The sequence below is a fragment of the Thermococcus sp. 21S9 genome (genome assembly GCF_012027635.1).
Taxonomy (GTDB): domain Archaea; phylum Methanobacteriota_B; class Thermococci; order Thermococcales; family Thermococcaceae; genus Thermococcus.
The window spans coordinates 875,295-899,381 of the sequence record NZ_SNUS01000001.1; the positions used below are offsets into that span (position 1 = coordinate 875,295).

The window sequence follows — 24,087 nt, forward strand, 5'->3', positions numbered from 1 at the left end:
CTGTAACTGGTGGTTTCAATGAAACCCCGGAAGGGTTTCGAGCTGAAGGAATCACGGCTTGTTGAACTGATTGAGAGGGGCTTTGACGGCAAAAGTGCCCTCGAGCTCCGCTCCACAATCGATAAAATTCGCAGAAAGCTGGGGAAGCGCGGACTCCTGTTACTCCTTCAGATTCCACTTCTTTCTGCTCAGGAAGAGATAGGCTTCGCGCTCCAGCTCCTTGGGAACGTAGTTTAACAGGATGTCCGCTTCCCTTACCGCGTCCCTTATTCCTTTTCCAAGCGACACCTGGTTCTTCTCGAGGAGTTCGATTATGACGTCCACAACGCTCTCCGTGACCATCTTTTCGGAGTAGAGCCTCCTTCCGATTATCCAAACCTTCTCGTTCTTCCGGTAAAAGTTCCGTCCCCTCTCGGTGAAGAACTCCGGGCCGGGCTTAATCTTCACCCTCTCGCGCCTTTTCCGGTCGAGTTCGAGCATTATAAAGGCTCTCCCTTTTCTCCCGACGTCCCAGCCGAGGATGCGGAAGCCCTCCCTCCCAAGGGCCTTCTCGAAGCCCCTCGCGCTCCTCTCCAGCTGGGGCAAAAGGATGTCGTCCACTATATCGGGGACATCGATTAGAAGCGTTACAAGGGCGGTTCCCCTCTTCCTCAGCTCGTCGAGGTAGTTCCCCTTAGGCTTCTCCTGTGGGAAGAAGAACCGGACCGATGGGTTCTCAAGGAACTCCATGCTCTTGAAGTAGAAGCGCCCGTACTTCTCCCAGCTCAAGTTGGCCGAAACGTTCCGCCTCGGGTCGACGGGGTCTATCACTATCAGAGGTCTGTCCTCCTCGGTCTCCCTCTTCACGGTCTTGAGCGCGATTTCCGGCTCTTTCCTGAGCCAGTTCGCCGGGTCTATTATCTTCTGTCTCAGTATGAAGTCCGCCTTCCTGACCACGTCGAGGAAAGAACCGTACTTGATGACGAGGATTTCGGCCAGGTAGCCGGAAAATCCCCTCACGTAAATCTCGCTCCCGTAGGCGTTGATGCCCTTCAGGAAGCGCTTGAGGAGCCTTACTTCGTCGTTCCGTCCCTTGAGATTCTCGTTCACCCAGCGTGTGTGGAGTATCGAGCGGTCAACGGCAGTTCTAACGTCTTTCCAGTTTCTAACGTCGTAGCAGGGAACCAAATCAACGCTCACTCCCCTGTATCTCGCCCGGACGTATGGGTGCTCCGCGTAGGCTATCTCGTGGGAGTCGAGCTTCTCTGCTATGGCTTTTCCGAGTTCCAGGCCTTTTTCCCTCAGCTCCTCAAGGGAAGTTTCGAGAGGGAAGGCCAGGAATAGGTCAACGTCGTGGTCTCCAGCTAAATAGGTGTCCTTCGCGAGCGAGCCGACGAAGTAGGGCCTGATGTCGAGGCCGAGTTCGTTTATCTTTTCCTCAGTTATAGTTCTTAGCTCTTTCATGAGGGCCTTGACGAAGGCCCTCTCCTCATCGCTTGGCCTTATCCTTCGGAGGACCTCGCTGAGGACTTCTTCCATCTCCATTGCGCTCACTCCGCAAGCTCGAACCTTGCCACAGTCTCATAGATTGGTCCCTTCGGCGTCAGCGTGCTCTTCTTCAGCTCTATCGCCTCAACCTCGAACTCGCCGAAGTCCTCGTTAGCCAAATCCTTCAGCGCCATCGCCAGTTCAACCTTATCGCGGACGAACTTGACGCGCCCGATTGTTATGTGGGCCACAAAGTCCTTGTCCTTCTTGAAGCCGAGCCTTCTCATCTCGCGCTCGACGTCCTTCGCTATCGCCTTAATGCCTTCGTCGTTCTCGATTCCGGCCCAGATAACCCTCACGTAGTTCGGGTTCGGGAAGACGCCGATTCCTTTAACCCTAACGCGGTGCTTTTTGTGCTTCCTCGCTATCTCCGCCAGGACCTTCTTGACCTCCTCCGCCGTTATTTCGTCAATCTCCCCGAGGAACTTGAGTGTCACGTGAAAGTTCTCCCTCTCGACGAACTTTATCTTCGCCGACTTGTTCCCTATCCTCTCCTGGGCCTTCAGGAGGTTGTCGCGAACCTCGTCGCTCACATCTATCGCTATGAACGCCCTCATACCACCACCGAGAAAAGTTGGGGGGAGGGGTTAAAGGGGTTACTCCCTCACCACAACGGGAAACTCCTCCCAGGGGAAGACTATCCACTTGTCCGTTCTGAAGACGTAGAAGTCGGGAACGACCTTGGTCCAGGGCTTCATGCTGAGGCAGGCAACCTTAACCTCCTTCGCTCCGGCCTTCTTGACCTCTTCGATGACGACCTCGAGGGTCTTTCCGGTGTCGCTGACGTCATCTACGATGACGACCCTCTTATCTTTTAGCGAGCCGTGGAGCGGAATCGTCACGACCGGCTTCTCCATCCTCTCGTCGATGCCCTTGTAGAACTTGACGTCTATGACCTTGAGCTCCACGTCGCCCAAAACGTGGCTCAGCCTCACCGCTGGGATAAGCCCGCCCCTCGCGATTCCAACTATCACGTCAGGCATGAAGTGCTTCTGTATCTCCTCGGCGAGCGCGAAGACGGCCCTATCAATCTGCCACCAGGTTAGGTAAACCTTGTCCATGGGAACACCTCCGAATAGCGTGAGTTCTCAACGCCAAACTTAAGCTTTGGGTGAGTGGTGGAAGTTAAAAGATAGGGATTAAAAAACCTATTTTGGCAGGAAGATGTTAAAACAGAGGGAGACAAATTGGGGGAGCGGGGAAAGTGCCTCAGCTGATGACGCACTTGCTCCATCCACAGCGCGGGCAGGTGGCGCAACCGCTCTCCATTCTGAGCTCCACCAGTTCACCGTCTTTCTCGTAGCAGACCGGGCAGTAAGCCACTCCAAGGAGCTCCTTAATTTTCTCCTCCGGGATTTCTGGCTTCTCCGCGTGGTGCGGGTGCTCTGGCGTCTTTGGTGTGACAGTCTTTGCCGTGCTCAGAGAAAAGCTTAGCGTTTGCGCCTTCTTCTCCTTTCCGTTGGTGCCGTTGAGGATAGCCTCGACGTTGATGAACTTCGCCAGCCAGGGCTCGGCCTCAACAACGGCTTTCAGCTTCTCGACGGCGTAGCCACTCGGCTTGGCCGGGACGCGCTTCCTCTTCTCTCCTTCAACGCTATAAACCTGCACCGAGAGCGAACCGTCGCGGTAGACGGTTATTCCCTTACAGCCGAGCTTGTAAGCTAAAAGGTATGCCGCCTTAACGTCCTCCACGGTCGCGTCGTTCGGCATGTTTATCGTCTTGCTCGCGCTGTCGGTGAGCCAGAGCTGTATGTTCGCCTGGGCCAGGATGTGGTCGAGCCAGTGAACGTCCATCGATGTCACAAAGACCCTCTGCATGTCCTCGGGAATCTCCTCAAGGCCCTGCACACTTCCATAGTTGTCGCTTATCTTCCTGAGTATCTCGTCACTCCAGAGACCGCGCTTCTTGAGCTCGGACTCGAAGACGGGGTCAACGTAGTAAAACTCGCCGACGGTGACGCTCTTCTTGTAGACGAGGGCAAAGATTGGCTCGATTCCGCTGGAGGTGTCGGCTATCATCGAAACGCTTCCTGTCGGCGGGCAGGTGGTTACCATGCCGTTCCTGACGCCGTGCTTCTTGATTTCCTCGACGAGCTCGTCCCACGGGAGCGTCCATATCTCGCGGTGGTAGAAGCCCTCGACCGGTAGCTCACCGTCCTTGTAGGCACTCTTTTCGTAGAGCGGGAACGTCCCGCGCTTCTTCGATGCCTCAACGCTGTACTTGTAGGCGTAGAAGGTGAGGTACTCGGTGGCCTTCCTCATGAAGGCGAAGCCTTCCTCGCTGTTGTACGGAATGCCGAGCTTGAATAGCGCATCTGCCAGTCCCATCATTCCGACGCCTATCCTCCGGGTCAGCTTCGTGTTGTGGTCGATTTCGGGAAGCGGGAAGCGGTTGACGTCGATGGCGTTGTCGAGGTACTTCGCAACTTTCTGAATCACGTAGGCGTACTCGTCCCAGTCGAAGTAGGGCTTCCCTTCGTCGTCATACTTCACGAACTTGGCGAGGTTTATGCTCGCGAGGTTGCACGATTCGTATTCGTAGAGGGGCTCTTCACCGCAGGGATTGGTGGCCCGTATCGGCCCTCCCTTTGCCTCCGCTAAAACGTTCCTCCTGTTGATGACGTCGAAGAATATAACTCCCGGGTCGGCCTTGCTCCAGGCCATGAATGCTAACTCCTCAAACAGGCTCTTGGGGTCTATCTCCTTGACCTTCTCGCCGGTCCTCGGGTTCACGAGCGGATAGCGCTTGCCCTCTTTCAGGGCCTCCCAGAAGTCTTCCCAGATGCCGACGCTGATGTTGAAGTTGCTGAGCACGTTGGTTCCGGTGTTGCGCTCCTTCGCGTGGATGAACTTCTCTATGTCAGGGTGCCATACCTCAAGGATTCCCATGTTCGCCCCGCGCCTTACGCCTCCCTGCTTGATGACGTCGCTGACGGCATCTATGAGGTGCATGAAGGAAACGGGCCCGCTAGCGGCTCCGGCGGTGGAACCGACGAAATCGCCTTCGGGACGGAGCTTTGAGAAATTAAGCCCCGTACCCCCACCCATTTTCTGTATCATGGCCACATCGTGCGCGGCCTTCATTATGCTCTCCATATCGTCTTCTATTGCAACGACGAAGCATGCCGAAAGCATTCCCAACGGCCTGCCAGAGTTGATAAGGGCCGGGGTGTTGGGCATGAAGACCTGGCCGGCCATCAACCTGAAGTACTCTTCTATTTCTGCCTCATAGTCATCGAAGGCCCCGTTTTCGAGCATGCCCAGGAACTCGTCTATTGAGACTTTCATCTTACCCTTCTCCGCCAGCTCGCGGTAGAGGTTCACGAGCCTCTCGAAGTGGTACTTGTTGAGCCTGAAGCGTCCGATTGAATACTTCCCGTCGAACTCCTCGAAGTGCTCAAGGTAGTACTTGACCCGGCTTAAATCCCGCTCGTGCTTTCCTTCCTTGTCGTAAACGCGCTCGTCGTAGAGCAAATCGGGGATGACCGCGAGGGTGGCGACCCTCTCAAAGAGTTCCCTCGGGCTCTCGACTATCTCCCCCTTCTCGTTCCTTATGAGGTATCTGCTCGCCAGAACGCGGAGGGCGTTGAGGGAGAAGCGCTTGTCGATTTCATCGAGCTTGTCCTTGTTGAGGATTTTCTTCTTCTCCTCCCTGATTTCGGCCTTCTTCTTGCGGTAGAGGATGTAGGCCTTGGCAACGTCGAAGAGGCCCGCTCTCATGAGCTCGAGCTCAACGATGTCCTGGATGTTCTCGATGTTGGGAATCTGACCGTCGTAGAGCTCGTTGACACGCCTGACGACCCTTCTGACAACCCTGTTAAGGAGCTTTTCGTCGTGAACTCCAACCTCAAGCATTGCCCTCTGGATGGCCCACCTTATACGCTCCCTATCAAAAGGTACGATTCTACCGTCTCTTTTCATCACTTTTTCAACGGCCATATAAACACCCCTGACACACATCTGTGTATAGATTTGAACATTGGTAAAATCATCAGCACCGCCACTCTCGCCGGGTCCCCTAATATACCTTGCCCCGCCTTGACTTGCCATCCTGACGAATTCTGACTTATCACCTTGGATGGTAGGGAACGGATAGAAAAAGGCGGTGGATGGTTTAAAGGGCCTCGTATATCAGCTTCAACCGGTACGCGTGGGTTAGTTCTTCCCTCGCGAGGTGCAGGAACAGGTCGCTGAAGGGCTCACCTATGAGCTTCGCGAGCTTTGAGTACATCTCGTAGGCGTGCTTTTCCCTCAGGACGGCCTCGACCACAAGCTCCTCAAGACTCTCCGGTTTGGCCCTCTCGTCGCTCAGGACGGGTTCTATTGACAGTTCGTCCATGTAGTCGAGGATTAGGTTCTCAAGGGTCCCCTCTTTCAGGAGTCCCGTCAGGGTTTCGCGATGCCGGAGTTCCTCCTCCGCTATGAGTGCGAAGGTGTCCCTTAACTCCGGCCTCTCGAAGAGGGCGAACGTTTCCCCGAGCTTGTAGAGGTTGTAGAGCTCGTTCTCCTGCCAGATTAGTCTCTCTATCAGCTCCCTCGCCTTCATTCCACAACCCTCAGGTAGTCCAGGAGCTCCTTTATACTCGGCAGAACGAGGTCGGGCTTAACCTCGCTCCTCTCGACGTCCTCCAACGTGCTGACCCCCGTGAGGACCATTATCGCCTTCATGCCGAAGCGCTTGGCGAAGGCTATGTCCGTATCGAGCCTGTCGCCGACCATCCAGATTTCATCAACTGGTCCGAGTTTCTCCCTCACTATCTCGTAGGCCGGTTCGTTGGGCTTTCCGATTATTATGGGCTCCCGACCGGTTGAGGCTTTAAGCGACGCTATTATCGCCCCCGCGCCGGGGTAGAGGCCCTCCTCCGCAGGGTAAGTGGTATCGGGGTTCGTTCCGATGAAGCTCGCCCCGTTCCTTATTGCGAGCGTCCCGTACTTGAGCTTCTCGTAGGTTAGCTCGGGGTCGAGGCCAACCACGACGTGCGCGATTTCCTTCCATTTTCCTTCTCTGCACTCCTCAAGGCTCACCGTTCCCCAGCCGAGCCTTTTCATCTCCTCGTGAAGGCCTTTCCCGCCAATGACGAAAACCTTCCCCGGCTTAACGTGCCTCTCCATGTAGAGCCTCGTGGCAAGGCCCGAGGTAACTATCCTCTCCGCAGGGACGTCTATGCCCATCGAAAGGAGCTTTTGTTGGTATGCTTCAGGGGTCTTCGTTGAGTTGTTGGTGAGGAAGACGAAGGGGATACCCTTTTCCTTCAGGTATTCGATTACCTCCCGCGAACCATCTATCGGCCGGTTTCCGCGGTAGATGACGCCGTCCATGTCGAATATGATTCCAATCATACTTTCACCAACGGGAAAAGGAAGGGTAAGTATAAAAGCTCACTGGCTCGCGTCGAGCCTCAGCGTCACGTCTATTCCATCGGTCTGACACTCGTTGCCCGCCTTGGCCGGGAGTTCAAAGGTCATCCTTACTTCAGCCTTCTCCCCTGGCTTGAGCTTTACCGGCAGGGATACCATCTTCCCGTTGAGGTCGTCGAGCGTTTTGTTCACCGGGACTGTTCGTCCGTTTACACTGATTGTTTTCAAAACCAGCCATTTTCCAAGTTCTCCTCTTTCGGGAGTTGAGTCAACGGCTTTCTCTGCCGGAGACATCTTCACCTCGTAGTTTCGGACGTTTAGCGTCAGTGTCAGCCTGTTCATCGTGACAGTGCCCCGGTTCTTGACGAGGAATGTCACGTTCCTGTTCTCCCCCGGGAGCATGTTACTTAGCTCAAAGAGCTTGAGCTCGTTGTAGAAGCGCTTTCCGTCCTTGCTTATGGCAATGTCGAACTCGGCAGTGGTTACCCTGTTGCTCTTCGAGACTGCCGTGTCCGTGAAGTAGGATTTGGCTACTCCAGAGATTGCTACCATTAGTACCACTACGACAACGATTATCTGAAGTTTTACCTTAACTGTCTTCATTAGTAACACCATATAATGTTGGAAATTTTCTTTATATGCTTTTCGATATTCAGGAGTAACTAATCACTCATGGACATAGATATTCAGCTTGAGACTCTGAATTGTTCCGTTGACAGCCTTCAAAATGAGCTCTCTTGCGGGGGTCTCAGCGTAGTTTCCATCTTGGGGTTCAGGGGGAAGTCTTGGTTGGCTGTCTTTGAACAATAGAAACCACAGTTGCCACCTGCCGGGTCGGTCTATGCTGAATGTGTAGTTGGTCTCGAACTGGGGTGTCCAGTTGCCTTCGATGTTGACGGGGACAGGTGGGAGAGTTACGTTAAACCACCCTGGCATTGGATACATCTCGTGGATTATCGTCGTGTTTGTCTGGTTGTCCCAGGTCAGGTTCACAAGCCAGATTTGGACGTAGTATGTCACGTTTCTGTGTTCATGGTTGACGATGCCAATTATCACTGTTGCATTTTCTCCGACGAAGAGGTCTGTTGGGTAGTCACTCGCCTTTCCGTTTGGGCCGAGGATGTAAAACTCCGTGAAAGCTTCTCCTGGCTTTGGATGGGTCACAACATAGGTCAAGACCCCCACAGAGGTAACAATTGCGATTATCAGAATCACGGTAAGGGCTTTATCGAGCCTACTTGCAGTCTCCCACTCCAGTTCCCGTTTTATATCTTCCAGGGTTACCCAGGGAATCCAGGGTTCAATTGCGTTTTTCCTCCTGTAAATTGCCGCAAGGGTGAATACTATATTAAATGCAGTCATGCTGATTAGGACTGGCTTCAGCCTTATCCCCCATGGGGTGTAGTTCAGGGCCAAGCCGATGAGTGGAACTATCGCTATACTGAGTCCGAAGCTCAGGGCGAGCCTCTCAAGATTATCAAGCTCCTTTCTCTCTGGGAATAGGGCGGTAATAAACGCGTAGCCCGGGAAAAAGAGCACAAACGCTAAACCAAGGGCCTTCCTCGCGAGGCTGTCTGGGAAGATTATTATAAGGATGTCCAGAAGGACTGAGAGGCATATCAGCGTCACAAGGTCCCAGTACCTCCATATGCCTCGAGGCTCTCGCAACTACCTTCCCCCCGAGAGGATTGAGTATACACGTCCCATAACGATGATTGCGAACACCACTATCAAGAGCTCGATGAGAGGTTTTAAACTCTCCTTCTGATCCCTGCTCAGGAAGAGGCTTCCCACTTCAACGGTTATTAAAAGGCCTATGAGGGTTAGGGTTAGGAAAACGCTTACGCTCGATGTAGCCAGAGCAGAAATCAAAATCCAGACTGACAGGAAGAGGAGTATGTAATCCTCTACATCCATTTCTCGACTCCTCCTAGCTTTCTGGCGGTCACTTCAATTCCGTAGTCCTTCTCTTCAACGGATTCAACGGCGAGCACCTGATTTGTTCCCTTTGCAAGTGCGAGTAGGACTGAGGCGCATATTGGACAGGGAGTCTTCTCGCAGTTCCTTGGTCTGCATCTAATTGTTGGTCGAATTACTATCCGAAATCCATCATCATTCTCCTCTATGTACACTCTATCGGCTAACTCAAGGTATCGAAGAACAGACCCCGTGACGCTCTCAACGGTTCCACTGCCTGCTCCATCCAGTGGGCCTTCAAAGTGTTCCTCAAATTTCTCTACTAGAGAACCTCCGAAAGGGCCGAGGAAAAGTCCCATTGCCCTGTCATTGGGAACATCTGTAAGAAAGACTATTCCTTCGTCAAGTCTCGCTAAGTCGAGCTCAAACTTCTCGTGGAGGGGTACGAAGAGGCCACCCTCTGGGAGATTTTCGTAAGGTGGTATAAAGATGGCGTTTCCTTCGAGGTACAGATTGTCTGCAAAGGTTGAGAAAACTCTCCGATACGGTTCCATAATCGCATGAACACTTTCTGCTTTCACATAGTCATTGGATTTGAATGTAAGAACAATGAGACCCAAGAAAACGCCGGCTATGCCGAGGTTTGTAATAGTAGTTTTAACATTCACAAATCCGTAGATTGCGAGTGCAAGTCCAATTATAATTAGAGTTAGTCCAGAGGCTTCTTTTATCTTCATCCCTACCCATGAACGGGGGAGCCACTAACCTTATAAAAGGTTTTCTCGTTTCCGTTCGCGAGGTATTATGAAGAAGGTTTCCATAATCCTGTTACTGTTGCTCCCTCTTGCAATGATTCCTCCATCTTCAGCGAGTTCATCTCTGAGTACTCCTTACTATGTATACTATAGCAATCTTCTTAATAGAACCGCTGTCGTTCTTTCAGGTGTGCTGGTGGGTAACGCATCAGTGCCAGACACTTTGGAGTTGCTTTCTGTTGCAAATTCTACGTATTTTACTCTTCTCTCCTATAATGCTTCAAGTGATGCTCTTACTCTCGCTCGCTCTTTTATTAAGCTTGAGAAGGGTGTCTTTTTAATAGTTAACGGAAGCATTTCACTCAATTTTTTACTTTCAAGTGGAAACTATGAGATGGCGAGGCAGTACTTAGCATCTGTTTTGGATGGTATATCTCTCGTTAGAAACTCTCTTCAGATTATCTCGGCTTTTTCATTTGGAGTTGAAGGTAACAACGTTTCTTTTAATACAACTGCTCTGGATAATCTTGTTGTCGAAATCTCGCGTGAGTTTCGTTCAAAGGAGAACGTCCTCAACGAGGTTACTGGGTGGAGGTTCTCTATATTCGCTTCCAATACACGACCTTTTGTTGGGGAGAACATTACAATTTTTGGATATGCCCCTAACATGAGCCAGGTTGTTCTTTATGTTGGTAATCTTTCGGTTATCCTTCCGCTTATTGGGGGAAAGTTTTCTTATACGTGCTCTTTTCCATCAACTGGAGTCTACGAGGTATATGCAGTGGGTACAAATGCAACGGGTAAGCACCGCTCAAATACACTTGAGGTTGATGTTCTTCGCGTTCCAGTCTTCATTACTTTCAGTACCTGTGCAAACCTCTCCGGTGTGTGTGGCTACGTTAATGATGCTTTGGGCAACCCTTTAAGAAATACCTCTCTCTTAGTTCGGTGGGAAAACTCAGATAGAGGCATCTTTACAAATGAAAAGGGACAATTTTTCGTCCCAATCAACACAACCGACCGAGTATGGGTGGACGTTCTCTACTTTGGAGATCCTATCCATGCACCAGCAAGTGCCTTTACTGAGTTCGTTCCTCAGAGGAGGCCTCTTATAATAAAGCTCTCTGTCTCTAAAGTTTCTCCCCTTTCCGGAAAAGCAACTATTGAGGGACGTCTGTTCCCGTCTCCAAATGGTTTGATTGTCCTTGACGTTTACGTGGATGATTCCTTTTACTCTCATCTCTCCATTTCGAAGGGAGAGTTCACGCTAACAATACCAACTGGAAGCAGATCTCATGAAGTCTACGTTGTTTTCAGTGGGAACCAAGAGTATCTGCCCGCTAGGTCAAACACCGTAATAATAACACCCCCGTTAATTCCAGTAGCGAGGGTTGTCCTTTTCGTGTCCCTACTGGCCATAGCGTTCCTCGCGTATCGGATATTTAGCAGAGAGAGTTCTGGCTCTCATGAACCGGTGGAAAATGCAGACTCGAGTCCTAGAGCGTGGGGCTTGCGGGACAGAACTTTCTCCTCCGTGCGTGAGGTTTACGTCATCGTTTACCGTGCTCTGCTGAGGCTCCGGGGATTGCCCAGGTCTATGACGCCCAGGGAGCTCCTCGGTGAGTTTAGGCGGTTTCCTTTCAGGGAGGATTTACTCACTCTCACAACTCTTCATGAGCTTGAAGTTTACAGGGGAATTAAGGCTAAGGCCTCAACGGTTAGGGATGCAGTCAAAATCGCGTCGAGGGTTCTGCTATCAGCAATAATTGGTGATGAGCTGTGAGAAGGGTAGCGTATGCATTGCTCCTCATAGTTGGGGTTGCCCTCATAGTCATGCCCTTGAGCGTTCCCAAGTTTAAGAGTGATGCCCCATACAGCGTTCTAAACACCGGGCCAGATGGAACTTCGAGGTTTGGAGTGCTCTTGTACCACTCTGGCAAGGTTGTTCCTGTGCTCTTTCCTTACTCCTCGTTCTCAGAGGAGAACGCGACGCTCATAATGATAGAGCCCGATGTTTCACTTGGAGCAAGTGAACTTGAAGTGCTTCGTTCGTTCATTGAAAATGGGGGCACGTTGCTACTCGCCACGGACTCTGACGTGGGAAACTTCATACTTCGGGAGCTGGGTTTAAAGCAGAGGGTCTCTATGGAGAAAGCGCTCACGATAACGTTCCTTAACGGTCTCCCCATTACGCGAGAAGTTTCGGATTCCTTGGCAAGGGGTGTTTCTTTTGTGGCTCTTTACAAACCCTCAGTTATTATTGGGGCTCAGAATCCATTCCTGTTTACTAGCAACGCGACGATGTTCATGGGTTCCTACGGCCGGTTCCCCATCGCCGATGAGGTACCCTATGGCAAAGGGCGGATAATTATAATCTCGGACCCCGAGATTTTCACAAATGCACTCTTTGACGATAACGAGCCATTTCTCAGGAACCTTATTGCAGGGCTTCCTAAGACGTTCTACATAGACGAGGCTCATCATCGTGACCTGAACCCGTACTCCTCAGGGACAATAGTTATACAGAGGGCTGTTAATAAGAAGTTAGTGTTTTACTATGTTCTGTTCGTCGCGCTTGTTGTGTTCTTTGTTGAATCTGGCCTTGCGTTCCGTGTTCTCACATGGGGTCTCTCCTTAGTTTTTTCAATCCTTAAGAACCTCTTCAGGACAGAGGAAGAGGCCCTTGAAAATGTCCTCAGAAAGCTCGAATCTAAGGGATACGACAGGGATAAGTTAAAAAGACTGATTGAGGAAATCGAAACCGGCTCAAAACTGGGTGGTGCTCATGGACGGTAAAACCTTCATCACTAATCTTAAACGGGAGCTCTCAAAGGCAGTGGTTGGCAAGGGGGATGTTATAGAACTCCTTGCAATTGCTTTGTTAACAGAGGGACATGTGCTCCTTGAAGGAATTCCTGGCGTCGCGAAGACGACTGTTGCCAAAGCCTTTGCTTCTGCTACTGGTCTTACATTCTCAAGGATACAGTTTACCCCTGACCTTCTGCCCGCCGATATACTCGGTGTCCGCTACTACGACCAGAAGGTCAAAGATTGGGTTGTTAAAATGGGACCGATATTTGCAAACGTCGTTCTTGCCGATGAGATAAACCGTGCTCAGCCGAAAACCCAGTCGGCTCTGCTTGAGGCAATGCAGGAGAGGCAGGTTACCATAGAGGGAGAAACGCATCTTCTTCCCCGTCCTTTCCTCGTGATAGCGACTATGAATCCTCTTGAGCAGGAGGGTGTTTACCCCCTTCCCGAGGCTCAGATTGACAGGTTCATGCTCAAGGTCGAAATGGGTTACCCGAGCAGGGAGGAGGAACTTGCGCTCTTGAGGAGAAAGAGTACCAACGACTTTGGTAATGTTCAGCCTGTAGTTGATAGGAATGAAATGTTTAAGCTTATGGAAGAAGTACAGGAAGTTACTGTTAGTGATGAGGTTATTGAGTATATCTACGCTCTTATTTCTGCCACTAGGAGTGATGAGCGTCTGCTTTTCGGCGCCTCTCCTAGGGCTGGAGAGCATCTTCTCTATGCTGCCAAAGCGAAGGCCTTTCTCGATGGTAGGGATTATGTTATCCCCGATGATGTGAAGAAAATGACACTCCCTGTTCTTGCCCACAGGCTCGTTCTTAGAGTTGACTACGAACTCGAAGGTATCAAGCCTAAGGATGTCCTCTTAGATATCATTAAGAGAACACCAGTGCCGGTGTAGCGCATGAAGAGGGAAGACTTCCTCGTGATGACGGCATTCCTCCTAATGCTTGAGGGCTATCTCTTGGGCAATGTCCTCCCGGGATTTCTCGGTCTAGTGATGTTACTCTACTTGCTCTTTCTCCGCTCCTCCACGGAGTTCGCCGTTAGTACCTCAGTAACTTTCCCTGAGGGTCCTCTTGAGGTGGGTAGAGAGTATCCTCTGGAACTTAATGTTAAGAACTTTGGTAGTATTGTTAGGCTTTGTCCGGAAGTTCCTGCGAGGGGATTAATCGTTGAGTTTCCTGAGTCTCTTCTCGTTAAGGGTGAGGAAAAAACCCTAATTGGCCGTATGAAGGTCCTTGAAAAGGGTGAGGTTTCTATAGATAGAATTACCCTTAGAATTGAGGAATGGCATGGACTCTACTTTGATGAGCTGACTCTCGAAGGGGCTAAGTTTCAAGCATACCCCTCATTGGAAGAGTTGAAAGAAGAGGCGAAAGTTGACAGAAACCTTCGTTTGGCTGAGCTTTATAGGGCCGGACGTTTTTTTGGCCTTGAGAGTTTGGACTTCAAAGATTTAAGAGAATATCAACACGGTGACGACTTTAGAAGGATAGACTGGAAGGCTAGTCTCCGGCTTGGTGAGCTTATAGTGAGAGAGTTCCTTAGGGAGGATAATGTTGATGTTTATATTTTTCTCGATAACACCCGCGAGATGCGGAAAGGTATAAGACGGGCAAAAATTGACTATGGTTCAACTCTCGTTCTCCAGCTGGCTTCTGTGCTTCTTGATAACTACAACGTTGGACTGGTTATCTATGATGAAAAAAGTGCTAAATTATTGCCCGCAAGAAAGGGCTGGACTCAACTCGAAGCCATCCGGAGAAGTCTTGGCATAAAGCACGAGAGGAAAGTCATGAGCCTTAGGTTCGAGTTCTCCCCCAACGTTGGTTTCAGAGCCAGGGAGTTCCTCAAAAAGGTATTTCCTATGATAAAGGGCAGAAGCGGTTTGTCTGGAATCTTTGAAGCTCTTTCCCTCATTAAAGGTCCGGCATTTATAATACTCATAACCGACCTTAGCAATCCAAGAGATGTTTATCGAGCTGTTTCAGAGGCTAGGAAAAAGCACGGGGTCCTAATACTCTCCCCAAATCCGATTCTGTTCTACTCCGGGACGCTCGACGAGAAAACCCTTGAGAGACTTTACAAAGCTTATGAAGAAAGGGAGAGACTTATAAAACGCTTCAATGCCCTCGTTCCCACAATTGACCTTGGCCCAAGCGATTACCTCAGGGAGATATCAAAGGTGATGTGAATGATTGGTGTTTTACTCTCGATAATCGCCAGTTACTGGGCCGGAACTTACGTGGGAGCGCTTTCGATAGTACCCTGGTTGCTCTCGTTGAAGAAAAGGGACGCTGGACTAGTCGCGTTCTTTCTCTATGCCCTCTATCTTGGCAACTCCGTTCAGGTTTCGACGGTGTACTCTTACTCCTCATTGATTGCGGTCCTTTCCTTTTCCATAGCCTTCATTGTTCTCCTTGACGACGTTCTAACGGAACGGCTCCTGCCGGGAAGAAGGGAGTTAATTGCGGTTCCCTTTATTCTCCTTGGAGCAATCTTTCCGGAGTCACTGATTGTTGGTGGGGTGGTTGTTCTGGTCTCCAGAGTGAGGTTTGGACGGATTGCCAACGCAGTCATGGGGGTTATAATTGTGGCATTTACCCTGCTTAGAGAAACCCTAGATTACGCTGGCTCCTCTCTAGTTCAAGTGGCAGTTATTGCCTCCATTGGTATTTTTACGTTTTCATTACTTCTCTTTTGGAAAAACTTTAAAAAGGTGTTACTGTTTGATGGACAGTGAGGACAAACAATGACAGCGTCACCTTGGAAGGAGGTTACTAACCTCAAGAATGATGTGCTGATAGTAATCCCTGCATATAATGAGGAGTTGACTATAGGCTCAATTGTGCTTTTATCTCGTAAATATGGAGATGTTTTAGTTGTAGATGATGGTTCATCGGATAGAACTTCTGAGATAGCTAAAGAAGCTGGTGCAATCGTTATACGGCATGAGAGGAATATGGGTAAAGGCCAGGCACTTAGAACTGCCTTTGAATATGCTTTGAGTAGGGGTTATTCAATTGTTATAACAATTGATGCAGATGGTCAGCATAATCCGGATGAAATACCTTTACTAGTTGAGCCAATAATCAAAGGCGAGGCAGATATTGTGATTGGGTCTAGGTATTTAAACGGCAGTAAAAAAGAGATTCCTTTATATAGACGAGTCGGTCTTTGGGTTTTGAATAAAACCACCAAAGTTGCATCAAGCGTTGAAGTTGATTCTCAGAGTGGATTTCGGGCATTGAATAAGAGTGCTCTCGAAAAACTAGATCTACGTGGGGACGGTTATTCCATAGAAACTGATATGATAGTTAAAGCTAGCGATAATGGTATTAGATTGAGGGAAGTTCCTATAAGTGTTCGCTATGATGTTCCCAAAAAGCATAAAAAGAATCCAATTTCTCATGGACTCGGTGTTTTAGCTAGTATTGTAGGATTAATCGGGTATAAACGGCCACTACTGCTTTTTGGGACTTTAAGTATAATATCCTTTATTATAGCTGGGATTTTGGGGTACTTGGCGTTAGAACCCTATTACAATGGTGGACGTGTTTATCTAACCCAAGCAATTGGTGCAGGAATTTTTGTAATAATTGGGATACAATTGTTTATTGCAGGATTAACATTGAATGTGTTAGCGAAAATGGTGGGGGAGTGATTTATCTATGAGAATCGCTTTAATTGGTTCTAGGGGGATTCCTGGTAAATATGGGGGCACCGAAACTTTTGTTGAGGAAATTTCAACGAGGTTATCTAGTAGAGGATTTACAATATATGTTACCTGTGAATCCGATAAATTTCACGAAGACGAATACAATGGAGTCATCCGAGTTCATGTTCCATCTATTCAGGGAAAAAGTACAACTATTCCATCTATTAATGATCTACTTGCTACTCTCATCTTGTTAAAATATCATTCGGGTGATATTGATATTATGTATTATGTGGCCCCAGACGGAGCTCTTGCAGCGATTCTTGCTAGACTTGCAAAGAAAAGGCTTGTCATAAACCCTGATGGCATTGAATGGAAACGTTTGATAAAGCGAAGTTTGTTTGTCCCGCCATATTTACTACCTCTGTATTTGTCCACAATGATTTACATGTTCGTAATGGAATACCTATCATGTAAACTTCCTGATATTGTAATTGCAGACTCTGTAGGGATTAAAGAATACCTGAAAAAATATCACAATCCCCGGAGAATCGTATATATATCATATGGGGCAAGGGAACTAATCCCTTCTAAATATTCGTGGAAGGATGAGGTTGATATACTCAAAAGGTTTAGTCTTGAACCGAACGGTTACTATTTAACAGTTGCTCGTATTGTTGCTGAAAACAATATCCATTTAGAAATTGAGGGTTTTAATATGGCGGATTCATACAAAAAGTTGGCTATAATTGGGAATTTTAATATAAATGATGCTTATACTAGATATCTATTTAAGTTAAGAGGAGATAATGATAATATTTTGTTCCTTGATCCTATTTATGATAAAGATATTCTTGGGGTTTTAAGAAAGAACTGTTTTGCTTATATCCACGCATATGAGGTAGGTGGAACAAATCCTTCCCTCCTTGAGCAGATGTTGTTTAAAAGACCTATCCTTGCGTATAATGTTCCATTTAATAAGGAAGTCCTTCGTGATGGAGGAATTTATTTCAAAAACGCCGAGGACTTGGCAAAGAAAATGAACCTGCTTGAAGAGGGTGGTTATAACTTAAAACGCATAAGAAAAAGCCAGATTATCCGAATAAGAAGACAATACAATTGGGAAAAAATTGCAAGAGAGTATGCAAAGGTATTTAATAGCATTGGTAGGTGAAAGCCGTGAGAATTCTTTTAGTAAACTATATGGAAACAACGGCGCCGGGAGGTATAAATAGGGTAGTATTTGAAACTGCTAAATGGCTTTCTAAATGGGGTCATAAAGTGGTTGTGTTTAATCCTTCTTATTCTGAAAAAATAGTTGAGCAGGTATCTTTAACTAATGATTCTATATTAATTAGAGGATATCCCCTTAGGAGCACTCTATATGGTCTTGATGTAAAAAATCTCAAATTAATAAAGAGAATATTATCAACTTTTAGTCCAGATATTGTCCATATTCATGGGTATCATAGTTTGTTTTCTCATGAAGTTATTCATTTTATCAAGTTTTACTCTCCAAAAATTCCAATGATATTTTCACCTCACCTTGATGTTTCTCGAAGTACTTTCATTGGTGAATATCTATGGCGATTTTACAATTCACTTATCGGTGCATCTACTTTTAGAATTGTAGATCATATAATTTCCCATTCTAAATTTGAGGCTGAAAATATTACTCGGTTATTTGGCATAAGTAAGGAAAGGATATCTATAATTCCCCATGGAGTTGACAATGTTAGTATAAAAAAACCGACTCGACAAAAAAAGCGATTGTACCTCGTTTACTCTGGATACTTGATAAAACGAAAAAGAGTTGACCACATTCTTAGAACTTTGCATAGTCTAATTTATGATTTCAACATAAGAGATGTCTATCTTATAATCATTGGGGAGGGCCCTGAAAAGCAAGCCCTCCATAAATTAGCAAAGACCTTAAATATTCAAAATAACATTATATGGTATCCTTTTTTACGTAGAGAATTATTAATTGACATCATTAAAAATGCTGATGTATTGTTACTTCTATCTGAATCAGAGGCTTATGGTATAACAGTGGCCGAGGCTTTAGCGTTAGGCACCCCTGTTATAGTTTCAAAAAAAGCAGCGCTTAAAGAGTTCCTAATTGAACCTGGCTGTTTTGGAGTGGATTACCCCCCGGATCCTGTAGAAGTTGCTAGTATCATATTGAATATTACTACTACTAATATCAGAGTGGGACCCTTTAGTAAGCGAATTAGACCATGGGATCAGGTTGTCAAAGACTATGAGAATGTCTATTTTTCTTTACTTAATAGTCAGTGGACATATCGAGTGAATGATTAATAGAAGATTTACAACTCATATTATAACTGTTGAATAGCTTGCAACATGGTTTTCCTCGTTCATTTTTGATCCCTTTTAATATGCCCAATGTGAAACTAATAGCTGCTATTGGATTTGCATAGTGTAATACATATATCAACCATAAGGTCACTGTTTTTAACGTTAAAATATATAATAAGTTTACAAATTTTGTTATTCCGTTTAAATTTTTTTGTGTAAAATAAATCATATTCCTACCAAATAGATATGATGCTAAGATACTAACACGCTTTTCAGAATCATTATTTGACCCAATTTTATGCCAAATTGTAGCACCTGGAACAATCTTTAGTATATATCCTTGTTTCTTGGTATTAAAACACATATCTGTTTCTTCCCAATACGCAAAAAAGTTCTCATCAAATAATCCAATGTCATACAGGATATTCTCTTTTATTAACATACATGCACCATATACTTCATCAGTATCGATGGGATTTTTGTAGATGCATTGTTTTTTCTTATGGCCTATAATTTGTTTACGGAGGAATAATATCTTAAAAATTGATCCACAGTATTGTACTATATCCTTGTGTCCTAAATAGTTATAATAATTCACCCTAGGCCCAACAATACCAATTCTGTTATCCTGCTCTGCAACTTTGACTAATTTATTTATTAGATCAGGAGCAATAACTGTATCATTATTTAAAATTAAGATATATTTGGGGGATAACACGCTAAGTGCGAACTTAATTCCTGTATTATTGCCTCCTGCGTATCCATAATTCTCATGATTTCTAATTATAATCATTCTTCTGTCGGGATCATATTTCTCATAGATTCTTTTATTGAATCGCCCTACTCTTGCTTCTGTTTCATCAAGTTCAAATACCTTAATTGGTTTATTCCATATGGAATACTTAAAAAAGTCTGAGGTTATCTTGATATTACCTCGAGCATATTCCTTGATTTTTGTTACTGATTCATCATCTGACCCGTTATCCACTATAATGACATCATAATTTGTGTACTTTAACCGGTACACAGATTCTAAACATTCAATAGTGTCTCCCCAATTTTTCCAATTTAAAATGATTATCGAAACTCGTGGCGGCATTATTAATAAGATGTCCAAAAAACTATTAAACATTTCGGATACTTCTTGCCTTGGGTGTGAGTGTGAGGAAGAGATTACTGGTTATGTTCACATTGGCTCTTGTGGTTGGGCTAGATCTTTCCGTTTTACTTGCCTCGTTGTATGATTCTCTTATATCTATGGCATATCCCCTGAGGTTATTCTCAGGCGCTATTCTTCTGTTATTTCTTCAGGGATACCTTTTATTGAAAGTTCTTAATATAAAATTACATAATCTATCTGAAACACTTTTTTTGAGTATTGGGATTAGTATATCAATAACCCTCCTGTGGGGGCTTTTTATTGAGTTTGTGCTCCCTTTGTTAGGGGTTACCTCCCCATTCTCAATTCGCTACGTAATGTTAGTGTTGAATATCACCATTGTAATACTCTTATTGTTCTTTTGTATATTGGATGGACATACAAATCCTGCACATAGAGTAATAAGTATTAAAATTAAATTAACATTTAACTATCTAGATCTTTTTTTTGTTTTGCTTCCTATTTTGTCCCTTTTATCTGCATATTATTTTAATATCTCACACAATAATATTGGTCTTTTAGTAGTTTATATTGTTATTTCAATCACCCCCTTAATTTTCCTTGTGACAGATGCCTTCAATTATACCCTTGCACTTTGGTTAATATCTCTTTCCTTAATCCTGTCTACAACCTTTGGGATTTCTTGGAATTATATATGGGGATACGATATTAATGGGGAGTACCATTGGGCGAAATCTGTACTTATGAATGGATTTTGGAACATTAATGAGTATAATCAATATAATGTGGTTGCTAGTGTTAATATTTTGGCTCCGATTTATTCACTAGTTCTAAACAAAAGTTTGATATGGATATTCAAATTAGTATACCCCTTTTTGTTATCTTTTGTCCCTGTTGTTCTGTATGTATCTTATCTCAAATTGTTACGCGATAAAAGAATGGCAGTATTCTCGGTTTTGTTTTTTATGTTTATTCCTGCATTCTTTGTAAATATGCTTGCATTGGCAAGACAAATGATTGCTGAGTTGTATCTATCACTTATTATATATTCTATTGTAACAAGACTTGATAAAAAACTATTTTTGCTATTCATAGTATCTCTTGCGATTTCTCATTATGGAACTGCGTATCTTTTAATGTTTGCATTGTTAGTGTTGGCAGTGGTTTTTAGTTTTATTAAATTAAAATTTTACAAGAAGTATATAGACTCTAAGTCTGTCGCTCTGTTTTGGATAATAACATTATTATGGTATATGTATACGGGGGGAGGTTTTCAATTTCGAAACCTGACTAACATTGTTTATCAGACTTTTTCGTATATTCAATATCTCTTTAATCCTCAATATTCTCAAGGTCTCTCATTATTAGTTGGTAAATTGACCCCGATACGACAAATAGCAAAATGGATAAATCTTTTGGCTTTGATTTTTATACTACTTGGTATGCTCAGAGTGTTATATCAATTATTTTACGCTGATAAAAAACACAATTTGGAATTTTATGGTCTATCTATAGTTTTTTTGATGTATGATTTAGCGGGAATTGCTGTTCCCTTTTTCTCTAACCGTTTGAATACAGCACGATTATATCAAATCACTTTGTTTTTTTTAGCTCCTTATTTTGTTATTGGAATTTTATGTTTTATATCACTTTTCCGCACGATTATTTTAAGAAAGAGGAAACAATATAAAGCTATTAAATCTAGAGTGAATTCTCTTAAACTTTCAGCTGTCTTTTTAATAATTTATTTTCTTTTTAATTCTGGGATTATGATGGTTGTTGCCAATGATCCAAAGCCTCCTATGTGGCTAACTAAGTCTGTTGGTCCATACTGGACCTCTCCAGAAATTGTGGGAGCTGGCTGGTTGGCCCTTCATAAACAAATAGAATTAAGGGTGTACTCTGATCAATATTCTTCTCTACTTTTTTTAAATCTACTTGGGCAACCTATTGGTAAGGTGTACTTCAAATGCCGTCATGGTGTAATTATTAATCTCCCGGTAGCTAAAGCATATGTATATTTTAATAGTTTCGAAATTAATTATAAAAAAATAGTCTGTGTTCTCCCCAGTACTTCCATATCTTTAACAATATATCTTCCGATGGCACAACTAATGCCTTATCTATTACATGCCCAAAAAATATATTCTTCTACTGCGGTCTATATCTATTATACGCGTTAAGATCTATTGTTTTCATATGTTATTATGTCTTTTATTCTAAATACCCCCCTATCTAAAACTGTTTTTCCTTTAACGTATGTATATTGTATTATTGAAACATTAGAGTATTTTGATACGATCAACTCTCTTTTTTTTGCTACATTAATCCATTTTCCTTCTATCAATGTCCCGTTATCAAGATAACCCCAGATACCTATACCTGTTCCAGTCGCGTTCTCGAACCTCAGCACAATGGAGCCGTTTTCGGCAGTTACGATGACGTTGGGATGCACGAAGCGGAATATCTTGACCATCCCCCCGTCTGTGTAGAGGAGCCGGTAGTCGCTTGAGTACTGGTTGGTGAACATGAGCTTCGCTAAGGGCGTCTCGAAGGCTTTTTCGTTCATCAGCACCGCGTAGCCGTAGTTAAGGTTTATGTAAACGTATGCACCGAGGGTTGGCCGTTCCCTTAGCGGGACTTCCTCAACAGTTTTTCCCTTTTCAACGAAAACGCCCGCCGGGATTCCCCACGCGTTCCCAATCCTGACCCTCACGTCCCATCTCTCTCCGGGGGTTGCCATGACGGTGTATCCCGGCGCCGAGAAGGTGAGAACGCCCGGTGTTGAAACGGGCCTGAGGACGACCATCGCGTACCCGCTCTCGCCGGCAGTCTGGAGTATCGCCTCGAACTTCTCGACGGCGTCGAGGGAGACGATAACATAGTCGACTCCGAGGTTCATAAGGGCCCTTTCCGAGACCTTTCCAAGGTAATAGTCTGCGACGAACTTGCTCGGGCTTCCCTGCGCAACCGGTGCCCTCTCGGCGAAGTAAGTTACCCAGTGCCCCTCATCCCACCAGGTAAGGACGACGTCGTTGAGGTTCGAGTGGTTTCCTAGGTAGTGGAGGGCCGTTGCCCAGTTGTCGTTTACTATGGGTCTGACTGAGAGGGCGTTCTGAAACCCCGTGTACGCCGTCGTGGCCGGGACGATGGCAATGATGAGGGTGAGGGCAAGGGCGCCGAGCCTCTTCGATACGGCGAGGGGTTTCAGCTTCTCGTAGACAGCAACCAGCCCAACGCCGGCCATAACGGCCACCGCGATGGAGCCAATGAAGAGGAACCTCGTCCAAATCAGCAACATCGGGACAGAGACAACCGCCAGTCCGAGTATAACGTAGTCGGCGAGATGTTTCCTCCGAAAGCTGAGTGCAAACACCGGAACTGCGAAGAACGCCAGCCCGTACGCTGTCCACAGGTCCCTCAGTCCTGTTCTCTGGGTCTCCACTATTGGGGCCGTGTGGAATACCTTGTCCACGAGATTTTGGAGGACTCCCCAGTAATGAACGAAAACCGCAATCGCAACCAGTGAGACAACCGCCACGAGGGACAGTCGGGTTTTCCAGTCCCTAACGAACCTCGCAACGATGAGGAGAGTTATCCCCACTGCAACTGCGAGGACGACGGCGTATTTCAGGTAGAGCAGGAGGAATGCGTCTTTTATGAATCCGAAGTTAAGCCCGAACTCCTTCGCGAGTTCTTTACCCAGTATCTTATTGTAGCCAGTCATGCCGTAGCCGAATATCCCGCCGAGGGCGTTGGCTATTACCGCTCCAAGGGCCGTTGAAAGGGTTACACAGATTCCGTCCACAATCCTTCGGTCATTTCCGATGAGGAACGCGCCGATGGATAGCAAGACTCCGTTTGCCAGGACGAAGGCGAATATCGGGTAGTACGCCTGCCAGAATATCGCCGATAGGCCCGTCGCTATTCCCGGAATCAGGTAAAGCGCGAACCGCTCGTATCCCCACCTCCTAGGCGTCCACGTCAGCCCGAGGGCGATTCCGAGGAGGGCCACGCTGTACCAGAAGAGCATGTAGTTGTCTCCCCTGTAATAACCGGCCATAGAGCGGAACACGTGGCCGAAGCTCACTGCCAGAATCAGCGAGGAGAGCAGTGCCTCCTTTCTACCGTAAAGCCTGAGCACCGCCGTGTAAACTAAGGCCACAGTGAGCACGCCGAATATGACGGGAGTAAGCCGGAAGGCATTGAAGAGCGAGACGCCAAACGGGTGGAGGAGCTTGTAGACAAAGGCAGGAACCATCCACAGGCCGAGGGGATGAGAAAGCTTTACCTGGAATCCCCAGGGACCGAGGGCGTAGGGGAAGAAGTTCACCCAGCCATGAGTTATGGCGTAGCGGATGTAGGCGAGGTGAAAGAACGGGTCGTAACCGAGGAGGTACTTGAAGCGCATCGGAAGAAGACGGATTATGAATGCAATGAGTATCACGGCTAGAAACTCAAGTTTTGGTTTTGTGTTGGCTATTGAGGCAATTTTGTTGATTGGTGTTCTCTTTTCTTTCATACTATTCCCTTTGCTTTTTGTGAGTATGGCAATTAAAAGAATTTCGCAAGAGATACATTGCTAATCAGGGTAGTTATAAGACTATAATGAA

Annotated in this window: 22 protein-coding genes; 10 read left to right on the top strand and 12 right to left on the bottom strand. The window is 46.3% G+C overall.

Annotation, left to right across the window (positions count from 1 at the left end; all coding sequences use genetic code 11):
• The first annotated feature begins 9 nt into the window (after positions 1-9).
• Positions 10-237 (top strand): hypothetical protein, encoded by a 228-nt coding sequence (locus tag E3E28_RS05000; protein WP_167914278.1) that lies wholly within the window; start codon positions 10-12, stop codon positions 235-237.
• On the opposite strand, the gene cca is transcribed toward E3E28_RS05000, so the two are convergent.
• The 10 genes from cca to E3E28_RS05050 all read right to left on the bottom strand — a co-directional run bounded on the left by cca (position 160) and on the right by E3E28_RS05050 (position 9,539).
• Positions 160-1,524: a CCA tRNA nucleotidyltransferase gene (gene cca, locus E3E28_RS05005; protein WP_167914279.1), complete on the bottom strand. Its 1,365-nt coding sequence runs from the start codon at positions 1,522-1,524 to the stop codon at positions 160-162. The two genes, E3E28_RS05000 and cca, sit on opposite strands and share 78 nt — an antisense overlap.
• Positions 1,525-1,529: 5 nt before the next feature.
• Positions 1,530-2,084, bottom strand: coding sequence for an RNA 2',3'-cyclic phosphodiesterase (thpR, locus tag E3E28_RS05010; protein ID WP_167914280.1), 555 nt, complete (start codon positions 2,082-2,084; stop codon positions 1,530-1,532).
• A 39-nt stretch (positions 2,085-2,123) separates the two neighbouring features.
• Positions 2,124-2,588, bottom strand: a complete 465-nt coding sequence (locus tag E3E28_RS05015; RefSeq protein ID WP_167914281.1) for a phosphoribosyltransferase — start codon at positions 2,586-2,588, stop codon at positions 2,124-2,126.
• A 148-nt stretch (positions 2,589-2,736) separates the two neighbouring features.
• The gene (locus E3E28_RS05020; protein ID WP_167914282.1) at positions 2,737-5,466 is read right to left on the bottom strand and encodes an adenosylcobalamin-dependent ribonucleoside-diphosphate reductase; all 2,730 of its coding nucleotides are present in this window, start codon (positions 5,464-5,466) and stop codon (positions 2,737-2,739) included.
• Positions 5,467-5,641: 175 nt separating this feature from the next.
• On the bottom strand, positions 5,642-6,073 hold the full coding sequence (locus tag E3E28_RS05025; RefSeq protein WP_167914283.1) for a ferritin family protein: 432 nt from the start codon (positions 6,071-6,073) through the stop codon (positions 5,642-5,644).
• On the bottom strand, positions 6,070-6,867 hold the full coding sequence (locus tag E3E28_RS05030; RefSeq protein WP_167914284.1) for an HAD-IIA family hydrolase: 798 nt from the start codon (positions 6,865-6,867) through the stop codon (positions 6,070-6,072). Before E3E28_RS05030 ends, E3E28_RS05025 begins: the two co-directional genes overlap by 4 nt.
• Before the next feature lie 39 nt (positions 6,868-6,906).
• Positions 6,907-7,488 carry a TasA family protein gene (locus tag E3E28_RS05035; protein ID WP_240921708.1) on the bottom strand — a complete coding sequence of 194 codons (582 nt, stop codon included), beginning with the start codon at positions 7,486-7,488 and terminating at the stop codon, positions 6,907-6,909.
• A gap of 63 nt (positions 7,489-7,551) precedes the next feature.
• Positions 7,552-8,553, bottom strand: a complete 1,002-nt coding sequence (locus tag E3E28_RS05040; RefSeq protein ID WP_167914286.1) for a DUF1616 domain-containing protein — start codon at positions 8,551-8,553, stop codon at positions 7,552-7,554.
• Positions 8,554-8,802, bottom strand: a complete 249-nt coding sequence (locus E3E28_RS05045; protein ID WP_167914287.1) for a hypothetical protein — start codon at positions 8,800-8,802, stop codon at positions 8,554-8,556. It abuts the gene before it with no gap.
• On the bottom strand, positions 8,793-9,539 hold the full coding sequence (locus E3E28_RS05050) for a hypothetical protein (RefSeq protein ID WP_167914288.1): 747 nt from the start codon (positions 9,537-9,539) through the stop codon (positions 8,793-8,795). The genes E3E28_RS05045 and E3E28_RS05050 overlap by 10 nt, the downstream gene beginning before the upstream one ends.
• Before the next feature lie 67 nt (positions 9,540-9,606).
• Here E3E28_RS05050 and E3E28_RS05055 point away from each other — a divergent pair, with 67 nt between their 5' ends.
• The 8 genes from E3E28_RS05055 to E3E28_RS05090 are packed head-to-tail and all read left to right on the top strand — an operon-like array spanning position 9,607 to position 18,354.
• The gene (locus E3E28_RS05055) at positions 9,607-11,340 is read left to right on the top strand and encodes a hypothetical protein (protein WP_167914289.1); all 1,734 of its coding nucleotides are present in this window, start codon (positions 9,607-9,609) and stop codon (positions 11,338-11,340) included.
• Positions 11,337-12,353 (top strand): DUF4350 domain-containing protein, encoded by a 1,017-nt coding sequence (locus E3E28_RS05060; RefSeq protein WP_167914290.1) that lies wholly within the window; start codon positions 11,337-11,339, stop codon positions 12,351-12,353. The genes E3E28_RS05055 and E3E28_RS05060 overlap by 4 nt, the downstream gene beginning before the upstream one ends.
• The gene (locus tag E3E28_RS05065; RefSeq protein ID WP_167915220.1) at positions 12,343-13,272 is read left to right on the top strand and encodes a MoxR family ATPase; all 930 of its coding nucleotides are present in this window, start codon (positions 12,343-12,345) and stop codon (positions 13,270-13,272) included. Before E3E28_RS05060 ends, E3E28_RS05065 begins: the two co-directional genes overlap by 11 nt.
• Positions 13,273-13,275: 3 nt before the next feature.
• Positions 13,276-14,568 (top strand): DUF58 domain-containing protein, encoded by a 1,293-nt coding sequence (locus E3E28_RS05070; protein WP_167914291.1) that lies wholly within the window; start codon positions 13,276-13,278, stop codon positions 14,566-14,568.
• A complete protein-coding gene (locus E3E28_RS05075) occupies positions 14,569-15,117 on the top strand; it encodes a hypothetical protein (RefSeq protein WP_167914292.1) in 549 nt (182 codons plus the stop codon). It abuts the gene before it with no gap.
• A 9-nt stretch (positions 15,118-15,126) separates the two neighbouring features.
• Positions 15,127-16,038: a glycosyltransferase family 2 protein gene (locus E3E28_RS05080; RefSeq protein ID WP_167914293.1), complete on the top strand. Its 912-nt coding sequence runs from the start codon at positions 15,127-15,129 to the stop codon at positions 16,036-16,038.
• Positions 16,039-16,045: 7 nt separating this feature from the next.
• Positions 16,046-17,206, top strand: a complete 1,161-nt coding sequence (locus E3E28_RS05085) for a DUF1972 domain-containing protein (RefSeq protein ID WP_167914294.1) — start codon at positions 16,046-16,048, stop codon at positions 17,204-17,206.
• Positions 17,203-18,354, top strand: a complete 1,152-nt coding sequence (locus E3E28_RS05090; RefSeq protein WP_167914295.1) for a glycosyltransferase family 4 protein — start codon at positions 17,203-17,205, stop codon at positions 18,352-18,354. The genes E3E28_RS05085 and E3E28_RS05090 overlap by 4 nt, the downstream gene beginning before the upstream one ends.
• On the opposite strand, the gene E3E28_RS05095 is transcribed toward E3E28_RS05090, so the two are convergent.
• Complete coding sequence (locus E3E28_RS05095) at positions 18,320-19,453, bottom strand: glycosyltransferase family 2 protein (protein ID WP_240921654.1); 1,134 nt, start codon at positions 19,451-19,453, stop codon at positions 18,320-18,322. The genes E3E28_RS05090 and E3E28_RS05095 overlap by 35 nt on opposite strands.
• Before the next feature lie 56 nt (positions 19,454-19,509).
• Here E3E28_RS05095 and E3E28_RS11280 point away from each other — a divergent pair, with 56 nt between their 5' ends.
• Positions 19,510-21,657 (top strand): DUF2206 domain-containing protein, encoded by a 2,148-nt coding sequence (locus E3E28_RS11280; RefSeq protein ID WP_167914296.1) that lies wholly within the window; start codon positions 19,510-19,512, stop codon positions 21,655-21,657.
• Here the strand turns inward: E3E28_RS11280 and E3E28_RS05105 are convergent.
• On the bottom strand, positions 21,654-23,921 hold the full coding sequence (locus E3E28_RS05105; RefSeq protein ID WP_342764473.1) for an oligosaccharyl transferase, STT3 subunit: 2,268 nt from the start codon (positions 23,919-23,921) through the stop codon (positions 21,654-21,656). The two genes, E3E28_RS11280 and E3E28_RS05105, sit on opposite strands and share 4 nt — an antisense overlap.
• Positions 23,922-24,087: the final 166 nt, after the last annotated feature.

What these genes read in the sequence shown, in the direction of transcription:
- cca (WP_167914279.1), bottom strand. Translation starts at nt 1,524, where the DNA reads ATGGAGATGGAAGAAGTCCTCAGCGAGGTCCTCCGAAGGATAAGGCCA.
- thpR (WP_167914280.1), bottom strand. Translation starts at nt 2,084, where the DNA reads ATGAGGGCGTTCATAGCGATAGATGTGAGCGACGAGGTTCGCGACAAC.
- E3E28_RS05015 (WP_167914281.1), bottom strand. Translation starts at nt 2,588, where the DNA reads ATGGACAAGGTTTACCTAACCTGGTGGCAGATTGATAGGGCCGTCTTC.
- E3E28_RS05020 (WP_167914282.1), bottom strand. Translation starts at nt 5,466, where the DNA reads ATGGCCGTTGAAAAAGTGATGAAAAGAGACGGTAGAATCGTACCTTTT.
- E3E28_RS05025 (WP_167914283.1), bottom strand. Translation starts at nt 6,073, where the DNA reads ATGAAGGCGAGGGAGCTGATAGAGAGACTAATCTGGCAGGAGAACGAG.
- E3E28_RS05030 (WP_167914284.1), bottom strand. Translation starts at nt 6,867, where the DNA reads ATGATTGGAATCATATTCGACATGGACGGCGTCATCTACCGCGGAAAC.
- E3E28_RS05035 (WP_240921708.1), bottom strand. Translation starts at nt 7,488, where the DNA reads ATGAAGACAGTTAAGGTAAAACTTCAGATAATCGTTGTCGTAGTGGTA.
- E3E28_RS05045 (WP_167914287.1), bottom strand. Translation starts at nt 8,802, where the DNA reads ATGGATGTAGAGGATTACATACTCCTCTTCCTGTCAGTCTGGATTTTG.
- E3E28_RS05050 (WP_167914288.1), bottom strand. Translation starts at nt 9,539, where the DNA reads ATGAAGATAAAAGAAGCCTCTGGACTAACTCTAATTATAATTGGACTT.
- E3E28_RS05055 (WP_167914289.1), top strand. Translation starts at nt 9,607, where the DNA reads ATGAAGAAGGTTTCCATAATCCTGTTACTGTTGCTCCCTCTTGCAATG.
- E3E28_RS05065 (WP_167915220.1), top strand. Translation starts at nt 12,343, where the DNA reads ATGGACGGTAAAACCTTCATCACTAATCTTAAACGGGAGCTCTCAAAG.
- E3E28_RS05070 (WP_167914291.1), top strand. Translation starts at nt 13,276, where the DNA reads ATGAAGAGGGAAGACTTCCTCGTGATGACGGCATTCCTCCTAATGCTT.
- E3E28_RS05075 (WP_167914292.1), top strand. Translation starts at nt 14,569, where the DNA reads ATGATTGGTGTTTTACTCTCGATAATCGCCAGTTACTGGGCCGGAACT.
- E3E28_RS05080 (WP_167914293.1), top strand. Translation starts at nt 15,127, where the DNA reads ATGACAGCGTCACCTTGGAAGGAGGTTACTAACCTCAAGAATGATGTG.
- E3E28_RS05085 (WP_167914294.1), top strand. Translation starts at nt 16,046, where the DNA reads ATGAGAATCGCTTTAATTGGTTCTAGGGGGATTCCTGGTAAATATGGG.
- E3E28_RS05095 (WP_240921654.1), bottom strand. Translation starts at nt 19,453, where the DNA reads ATGCCGCCACGAGTTTCGATAATCATTTTAAATTGGAAAAATTGGGGA.